Source organism: Bartonella massiliensis (assembly GCF_902150025.1).
Classification (GTDB): Bacteria; Pseudomonadota; Alphaproteobacteria; order Rhizobiales; family Rhizobiaceae; genus Bartonella; species Bartonella massiliensis.
Genome location: NZ_CABFVS010000047.1, coordinates 1 through 7,772, shown reverse-complemented (window position 1 = coordinate 7,772; position 7,772 = coordinate 1). Strand labels below are relative to the sequence as shown.

Here is a 7,772-nt window from a genome sequence, read left to right as displayed (position 1 = left end):
AAATTTGATCCACACACTCATCCCGCTTGTGACGTGCAAATGAGTGATTTTAATTGATGCAACATAAACAGATTTGAAATGAGAGAATCTTACGATATTCGAGACTCTCATTCAATATGCAAAACAGTGAATTATCATTATAAATCAATGTCTTGTTGGAATTATTCGGGTGACATTATGCCGTTGAGAGGTCTCTGCACGCAATTCATGCAACTGCTCGTTAAAGTCATTGTAAGCTGCCGTTGCACAATCGGGCTCTTTAAGGATATTCTTGTACAACTCATACTTTGCACGCGCCTTAATCAAATCAAACGCGTGCACAAACCATGGATGCTCTTCATCAACAGTCTCTATCTCTGATAAGCGTAATGGAGAGAGAATGAGTTGTATCTGATAGGCTCTATCCGGTGTGGGATAAAGATACAATTTCCTATCAAAGTAACTGTAATAAACCGGCGTTCCTTGCTGTTCTGATCGCAACAAAGGCTCTAAAGAAACATGGTCCTTACACTCCAATGCAAACTTATGATCTTGACCAGAACTTAAGTAAACACTTTTGATTTTAACGGCTGTTTCGATATGGCGGGTATCGGTTGAATCATAAACACCCTGCCCCGCCCTTGTTTGAAACACCACATCACGGTTTTCATTAAAGTAAAATGTTTCCCTTTCACAAAAACGAATAGCAGCGAAAATACTTTCTTGTATTTGTGCTACATATTCATCCGCAACATCATCAATCTCATCTTGAATAACAGACACCATGTGTGAAAGCGTTCTTCTATGTCGATAAACATTTTGACTAGCCGGTACCGGTTCGCTGGTCCTAACCCGAATATAGTGACGCGCCATTAAAATACCTTTTCAATGAAATACAAAAATTGAAACTAACTTGACACTACATATTATGTGTATTATAGTACTCATATGATATTCATTCATAAAACAATAGAATTTGACACTTGGCTTAAGAAATTCAAAGATAAAAGCGTTAAGGCTATAATTCTTCAACGTGTTGTACGCTTAAAACAAGGACTTTTGGGTGATGTTAAATTCTTTAATGGCATAGGTGAATTACGTATCCACTATGGTGCTGGTTACCGAATTTATTTTACCCAAAAAGGCTCTGATTTTGTCCTTTTGTTATGCGGTGGAGATAAATCAACGCAGCAAAGGGATATTGAACAAGCGTTAAAGTTAAAAGAGGAGTACAATGATGAAAATAACCCCATTTAAACCCGAAGAATATCTTAAAGACATTGAGTCACAACAAATTTTTCTCAATGAAGCTCTGAAAACCGGTGACGCTGCTCACATTGCTGATGCTATTGGTATCGTTGCTCGCGCCCAAAATATGAGTGCCTTAGCAAAAGAAACCAATCGCGAACGCAGTGGATTATATCGCTCCTTAAGTAAAACGGGTGACCCAAAGCTTTCTACCTTAGTGGCTGTCTTATCCGCCCTTAATTTGCAACTCTCTGTACAATCTTGCAATTCATGAATATAAGGGGAGTTAAGTGATTGCTCCCCTTAACAATTTGTCACGAACTCAACGACCACGCTTGCTTGACCTGCTTGGACTGTTTTGTCCATTTTCGCATAGAGAGTAAGCTCTTCATCAAAAGGAATAAATTCCTTTTGATTGGTGGGTTTGACCTCTTTAACTGTCTGCTGTTTGATTTCTGCTTCACCAAACTCAGTACCACCAGCAGTGCTGCCTATTTTCACTTTCGTGTCCGTAAATGCTGTTTTAACAAACACTTTGATTGAAGTGATTAAAGCCCCTCGAGGCAAAGTGCCTATTTTCATCGCATTTTCTTTGTCTTGATAGCTAAAATTAAGCCGCAAAAAGCTTACCTGCTGAGTATGAAGGCTTCTCCCTTGTAATGGAGGTGGTAATTGATCTGCCATATCTTATCCCCTTAATGATTTGTCACGAATTGTACGACCACAACGCATTCACCAGCATCGGTTTTTTTGTCACGGGTGGCATAAAGGGTAACTTCCTTATCATCCGCAATAAAAACCTTTTGATCTGTTGGTGTAAAATCTTGCGTTCCTTGGGCTTTGATATCCTTTTCACTGAAATCATTGCCCCCATCGGTGCTGCCAATCTTCAACTTCGCTTCCGAAAAAGCCGTCTTAACAAACGCTTTCATCGACGTGATCAAAGCACCCCGAGGAAGAGTTCCTATTTTCGTTGTGAGATGTTTATCTTTATGCGATATGTTCAACCGTAAGAAACTCACTTGCTGAGTGTGAAGATTTCTCCCTTGTAATGGAGGTGGTAAATGATCTGCCATATCTTATTTCCTCCTTAATAATTATGCTGCTTCACCGCTATAGGTAGGAATAACAATCGTTCCAAAATCTTGGGCTGTCTGTGCACTATTTGGCATTTGGAAACGAGTTTTCTTCATTCCTATCAAGGTCTTAGCTGCAACACCAAATTCACGTTCATAATCAAAATATTCTTCTTTGAGTGTGTAATGCGTTGCACTGTGATTTTTACCAAAACCTATAATCGCACTTTGCGCTCCCAAGAACACTGCACGACGCACGCTTTTGACCGCTGTATGATCGGTCGATTTAACCCCATGAGTGACATGAACTGCTTCGCGTAAAACAACGCCGTTATACATGCCTAGTGAACCATCAAAGATTGGGTTCTTCGCACGAGAGGTTGCATAAACCGATTTTTGAATATCTAACCATTCACCGGCTGCTGTATTGGTTCGCAACTGCATCACTTGGGTTGGGTGCAAATAAAGAACGTAAACATCATCACCATTGACATGAACCGGAGAAATTTGCGGATTAGCTAATTTGGCTTGTTTTACCGCTTCATCAATCAATTTAAGGCTAAAGCTATGTTTAGCTTTATCGTTGAGATCTTCATCCTTGGTTTTGCCATCTGGACGAATAATTCGTTCACTGCTTGGTGCCATGACTTCATTAAAGCCGTAATGAACCGGTTTAATGTACACTTCTCGACCATCAACATTGATCGTACGCGCTGTATAACCACATACCTGTAGGAAGAACATGATGCTTAAACGATTGGCATACCAGCGAACCAAGCCTTCTTTGGCTTTCTTGCGTAAATTCGGAAGTATTCTCTGTTGATCAATCGAGTCATCATTGGCCACACGTGCTGCATGTAAGAGCTCGTTAATGACCAGCCTATCATTCATAAATTGAAGCGCTTCTTCATTGCCCTCTAGGGTTTCACCTTGAGTGACACCATCCCCAAACAGATTGACCAGCAAACTGAACGTAACGCTATCGCCTGCACTCTTATGCGTTTCGTTGTAAAGCTGGATAATGCTGTTTGAACTTTTGCCAATCAAGGGGGCTATTTTTGTCGCTTTTAAAACTTCATTGCTTAATTTCTGTGACCACAATTTTACCGATTGTGGATCATGAGTTCCTATATGTGTTGTTGCCATTTTTTATTTCACCTTTCTTTGCTGTAAAAAAAAAACCGGCTCAAAGCCGGTGGAAAACCCGCATCAAAGGCGGATTATGTTGTAAAACTTATTGTCTAATCGGGGTCTGCACCCATAATTTCGTAAAAACGTGCTTCATTCTTCGGATTGGCTATCCAAGCATTAAATTCCTTCTCTGACATATTGGCAAGAGTTTCTTTAGTCATAGGACCTGTTATCCCCCCTCCACCCGATGCCGTTAAGGTTCTCGCAGAATTCTGCCGACTCTGGAGCGCTGCAATTTGATCATTGACTTGCACCGCTTGGTTCTGATACCCTAAATTTTGCGCTATCCGATAAAGCTCTTCTGCCGGATTAACGCCTTTTTGTGCACACGTCGCGACAATGGTACGTAATTCATCCCCTATAATCGCATCTATCGTGCTTTTTTGCGCATAATTTGGATAAACAGAAGACCATGCATTTAACTGCTTTGCACGCGTCTCATAAAGAAAGTCTGCCGCTGCATCAAAATCACTGTATTTATCCTTAACTGACGCAACAGAATTTTCTAAAAACTGATTCAAATGTCCATTGAATTCTTGATATTCAATCGCTTGTCTTTGCACATCTTGTTGTGCTCTAATATACGCATCCTGCTCTTGAAGCTTTCTTCCCATCCATCCCATATAACCGATAATGTCTTGTGTAGGGTCTGGAGGTGTGTTTTCTCCTTCAGCCATTGGCGCTTGAGATTGGGGTTCATAAAACTTGACAAGTGCTTCACGGGCTTGATTGGCTTGTTCTACAGCGCGCTGCCGATCTATAGGGACAATTTCTGAAGGCTGTTCAACGGACTCTGCAATCGGCTCCGGAGCCGTGACATCATCATTGTCAATCGTTTCCACATCATTGACGGCATCAAAAGAGCCTTCATCATCAAACACCGGTGCTCCAACTCTGTAGTCCTCATTTAGTCCTTCATTCATTTCTGCATTCATTCTTTCACCTTTCTCAAATGCTTCTTCCTCTATAGCTTGCTGCTCGCTCTCGCATGATCTGATTTTGCATCTGTTCATTGTAAATGCGTTGCCGTTCAAGGTCATTTTTCTGTTGCATGATTTCTGCTTCTAATTCTGCTCTCTTTTGACGCATGAACAGATCAATCTGCTTTCCTTGTAAATCCATCTGCTGCATCTGACTTTTAGCTGCAATATCCTGCTGCTTTTCTTGCAACTTCATTTCTAGTTCTGGATTCATCTGTTGCTGCGCTTGTTGTGCCATTTGCTGCTGTTGTTGCACTTTCTCACTCACACGATTAAGCAGTGACGCAGGCAATGGGGAATAACGCAGCAAATCAAGCATGATATCCGGTGTTACCGCATTTTGAAGCAACGGTAACAATTGCGTAATAATGCCAAAGGTCCGTTCTTTCTCATTCGGGCTGGTTGGCGCATCATCTACCACAATATCATAATCAACATTCATCACCGCTTCACGGGTTAAAGGAATGTATTGCGCATTCTCTTCTCCAGAAATTCGTACCAAACGACCATCGGACAGATAATTCTGGATCAAGTGCAAAATAAGCTTACCTTGCCTTTTGCGATACAAACGTAATCCATCAAACAGACAAGCAAGCAGGTTTAAACTGGATTGACGCCGTTGTGCTTCCAGAATCCCTGCTTGTGAGACTTCTCTCGTCCCTATAAACTCTGGCGATAAACCCGTTACTTGATTAATCGCTTCTTTCGCTTCATTAAACAGTTGGAAAAACCCCGTTGGAAATTGTGAAACGGGTTTGGGTTGTATCTTGCCACCTGCTAAAGCACCATTTTTTAAAACCGTAATACTATCTGCCCTGCTCCAACTTTTTACCGCTTCTCTTTCATCTTCAAAAGCACCCCTTTCTGCCATAATCCCGCCCTTGGATTGGCTATTGAGAATATGCATAACTTGACTAAAATATTTATTAGCCCATCGTTGCGGATCTTTTGTCGGACGTACAACCCCATAAAATTGTCGTTCTAGCTTATCAAAATAACCCGTTATACATTCCCACCCCAATTGACCTGCTGGAACCATGGGGTGATCGGGACATAGCAGAACTTTTCTGCCTAAAAAAGCGCGTTTAACCACCTTCTTATTAAAAGCCGCCCCTTGAATATCAGGCATCACGCATTGGAGTTGCTTAAATTCCTCCTCGCTATAATCGCGCAGTTCTCCTGAGCTTAAATCGGGCGCTTTGTAATATCTCTCACTTTCAAACCAACGGCATTCAACAAGCGTAACCATCCGTCGACCGTTTTCAACATCAATGCCCTTCTCATCATCATAAGCCTCTAAATCATTATGATGCCCCCCTTCATAAGCACTCCCATCCCGAGCCCAATCTGCACTCGATAAGACATTGATTTATAATGATAATCTAGCGTTATTCATATTGAATGAGAGTCCCGAATAACGTAAGATTCTCTCATTTCAAACCTGCTTATCTTGAATCAATCAAAACCACTCGCTTGCACAGAACAAGTGGGATGAATGTGTGGATAAAATTTGTATAAGAAAGGATTAAAAATGGCTCTTATGAACCGTCTTAATGCAAGGTCTGTCGCAACATTGGGGGCTGGCAAATATAACGATGGTGCCGGCTTGTTACTCCATAAGCGTAAAGATGGTGGTGCTCAATGGATTTATCGTTATACCATTCACGGTCGGCGCCGTGAAATGGGCTTGGGTGCCTTGAGAGATGTCTCTTTAAAACAAGCGCGTGAGTTGGCAACGGGTTGGCGTTCTGTTCTTCGTGATGGGCGTGACCCCATTAAAGAGCGCAATAAACAAAAGCGTGAGGCAATAAGCAATCTCCATTATTTAAAAGATATTGCTGTGGATACTTTTGAAACTCGTAAAGCAGAATTAAAAGGGGATGGCAAAGACGGAATCTGGTTTACACCATTACGCCTTCATATTCTCCCTAAATTAGGCTGTCTGCCCGTTTCTGAGATTACCCAAACAGAGATACGCAATGTCCTTGCTCCTATTTGGCATACAAAAGCTACAACAGCAGAGAAAGCATTGAATCGTCTCAAACTTTGTCTCAAACATGCGGCTGCATTAGGTTTGGATGTTGATTTACAAGCAACAGAAAAAGCACGCGCTCTCTTAGGAAAACAACGTCATAAAACGCAAAATTTTCCAGCTATGCATTGGAGAGATGTGCCGGCTTTTTATAAAACACTTTGTCAAAAAACAGCTATAACACAACTGGCTTTGCGTTTGCTTATCCTTACAGGGGTTCGCACAAATCCTATACGCCATATTCACAAAGATCAAGTTGAGGGGGATATATGGACGATCCCTGCTGAGAATATGAAAGGAAGGCGTGATGCTACAACAGAATTTCGCGTCCCTTTATCAACAGAAGCATTAGAAATTCTCAAACAAGCGCGTTTGCTTTCTCGCAATGATTTCTTTTTTTCTGCAACCGGTCGCGGTCCCCTTGCTGCTAAGTGTATGGCTCAATATATGAGAGATAATAAACTTGAAGCCTGCCCCCATGGTTTTCGTTCTAGTGTACGCGATTGGCTCGCTGAAACAACCGATGCCCCCTATGAGGTCGCTGAAACTATTCTAAGTCATGCAGTTGGGGGTAAAGTAGAGCGTGCCTATCGTCGGACTGATTATTTAGAACAGCGCCGTGTCTATATGGATAAATGGACGGCTTATGTCACAGGTCAATCTTAAGATATGGGGTGTAATACCCCATTATCTGTGGATAACTTTCTCTCTCTTTTCTCTCATTCTTTCTCAATTAAACTCATAAATTATCACATTAGAAAATATATGATAAAATACTGTTTTCTATAAACTAAATACCTTTCATATGATGCAAAAATATGGTTAATAAATGCTTATGATTTGTTCTCATTTTTTTAATATTTGAAAGGAGTTTAGTATGATAGAAAATGATGTTCTTTTAACAGACCGTGAAAGTGCAAAATTGCTTCATATGAGTGTCTCAACTTTCCGCCGTCATGTGACCAATGGCTCTTTACCAAAACCTTTAAAATTTGGTTTTTTATCCCGTTGGTTACAATCGGATCTTTTGAATGTTATCGAACAAGCAAAACAGCAACGTCAAAGTGATGCGGCATAAAAAAAACCTTGTCACATAAGGATGGACAAGGCTTTTCATTTTCACACGATGATTATCGATAGCAGAGTCCGTCCTATGATGCAATCATTATAGGATCAAAAAATATGTTTTCTTTTACGAATGCGCAGGGCATTACACGTGCCTTGCATGGGGTTTGGTATGGGCGTTATGGACTTGCCCGTTGCCCT

At 41.2% G+C, this 7,772-nt stretch carries 9 protein-coding genes and 1 pseudogene; 4 read left to right on the top strand and 6 right to left on the bottom strand.

The annotated features are described in order from the left end of the window. Positions 1 to 144: 144 nt before the first annotated feature. Positions 145 to 852: a phage adaptor protein gene (locus FNZ60_RS08820; RefSeq protein ID WP_142417208.1), complete on the bottom strand. Its 708-nt coding sequence runs from the start codon at positions 850 to 852 to the stop codon at positions 145 to 147. A gap of 75 nt (positions 853 to 927) precedes the next feature. On the opposite strand from FNZ60_RS08820, the gene FNZ60_RS08815 reads away from it, so the two are divergent. Together FNZ60_RS08815 and FNZ60_RS08810 are read left to right on the top strand one after the other, a co-directional pair. Further along, a complete protein-coding gene (locus tag FNZ60_RS08815; protein ID WP_142417207.1) occupies positions 928 to 1,236 on the top strand; it encodes a type II toxin-antitoxin system RelE/ParE family toxin in 309 nt (102 codons plus the stop codon). Further along, positions 1,217 to 1,501: an addiction module antidote protein gene (locus tag FNZ60_RS08810; RefSeq protein ID WP_142417209.1), complete on the top strand. Its 285-nt coding sequence runs from the start codon at positions 1,217 to 1,219 to the stop codon at positions 1,499 to 1,501. Before FNZ60_RS08815 ends, FNZ60_RS08810 begins: the two co-directional genes overlap by 20 nt. 29 nt (positions 1,502 to 1,530) lie before the next feature. Here FNZ60_RS08810 and FNZ60_RS08805 read toward each other — a convergent pair whose 3' ends face one another. The 5 genes and pseudogenes from FNZ60_RS08805 to FNZ60_RS08785 form a co-directional block, all read right to left on the bottom strand. Continuing rightward, positions 1,531 to 1,911 (bottom strand): hypothetical protein, encoded by a 381-nt coding sequence (locus FNZ60_RS08805; RefSeq protein WP_142417206.1) that lies wholly within the window; start codon positions 1,909 to 1,911, stop codon positions 1,531 to 1,533. A gap of 11 nt (positions 1,912 to 1,922) precedes the next feature. Further along, the gene (locus FNZ60_RS08800; RefSeq protein ID WP_142417205.1) at positions 1,923 to 2,303 is read right to left on the bottom strand and encodes a hypothetical protein; all 381 of its coding nucleotides are present in this window, start codon (positions 2,301 to 2,303) and stop codon (positions 1,923 to 1,925) included. Between the two features lie 21 nt (positions 2,304 to 2,324). Next, the gene (locus FNZ60_RS08795) at positions 2,325 to 3,449 is read right to left on the bottom strand and encodes a N4-gp56 family major capsid protein (protein ID WP_142417204.1); all 1,125 of its coding nucleotides are present in this window, start codon (positions 3,447 to 3,449) and stop codon (positions 2,325 to 2,327) included. 95 nt (positions 3,450 to 3,544) lie between these two features. Continuing rightward, entirely contained in the window at positions 3,545 to 4,429 is an 885-nt protein-coding gene (locus FNZ60_RS08790) for a hypothetical protein (RefSeq protein ID WP_142417203.1), read from the bottom strand. 13 nt (positions 4,430 to 4,442) lie between these two features. Then, positions 4,443 to 5,828: pseudogene (locus FNZ60_RS08785) on the bottom strand (portal protein); the annotation flags it as partial. 177 nt (positions 5,829 to 6,005) lie between these two features. On the opposite strand from FNZ60_RS08785, the gene FNZ60_RS08780 reads away from it, so the two are divergent. Further along, positions 6,006 to 7,172 (top strand): tyrosine-type recombinase/integrase, encoded by a 1,167-nt coding sequence (locus FNZ60_RS08780; protein ID WP_142417202.1) that lies wholly within the window; start codon positions 6,006 to 6,008, stop codon positions 7,170 to 7,172. A gap of 211 nt (positions 7,173 to 7,383) precedes the next feature. Continuing rightward, entirely contained in the window at positions 7,384 to 7,584 is a 201-nt protein-coding gene (locus FNZ60_RS08775; protein WP_005773386.1) for a helix-turn-helix transcriptional regulator, read from the top strand. Positions 7,585 to 7,772: the final 188 nt, after the last annotated feature.

Excerpts from the sequence above, each read along its gene's own strand:
- FNZ60_RS08820 (WP_142417208.1), bottom strand. The coding sequence starts at position 852 with ATGGCGCGTCACTATATTCGGGTTAGGACCAGCGAACCGGTACCGGCT.
- FNZ60_RS08815 (WP_142417207.1), top strand. The coding sequence starts at position 928 with ATGATATTCATTCATAAAACAATAGAATTTGACACTTGGCTTAAGAAA.
- FNZ60_RS08810 (WP_142417209.1), top strand. The coding sequence starts at position 1,217 with ATGAAAATAACCCCATTTAAACCCGAAGAATATCTTAAAGACATTGAG.
- FNZ60_RS08805 (WP_142417206.1), bottom strand. The coding sequence starts at position 1,911 with ATGGCAGATCAATTACCACCTCCATTACAAGGGAGAAGCCTTCATACT.
- FNZ60_RS08800 (WP_142417205.1), bottom strand. The coding sequence starts at position 2,303 with ATGGCAGATCATTTACCACCTCCATTACAAGGGAGAAATCTTCACACT.
- FNZ60_RS08795 (WP_142417204.1), bottom strand. The coding sequence starts at position 3,449 with ATGGCAACAACACATATAGGAACTCATGATCCACAATCGGTAAAATTG.
- FNZ60_RS08790 (WP_142417203.1), bottom strand. The coding sequence starts at position 4,429 with ATGAATGCAGAAATGAATGAAGGACTAAATGAGGACTACAGAGTTGGA.
- FNZ60_RS08780 (WP_142417202.1), top strand. The coding sequence starts at position 6,006 with ATGGCTCTTATGAACCGTCTTAATGCAAGGTCTGTCGCAACATTGGGG.
- FNZ60_RS08775 (WP_005773386.1), top strand. The coding sequence starts at position 7,384 with ATGATAGAAAATGATGTTCTTTTAACAGACCGTGAAAGTGCAAAATTG.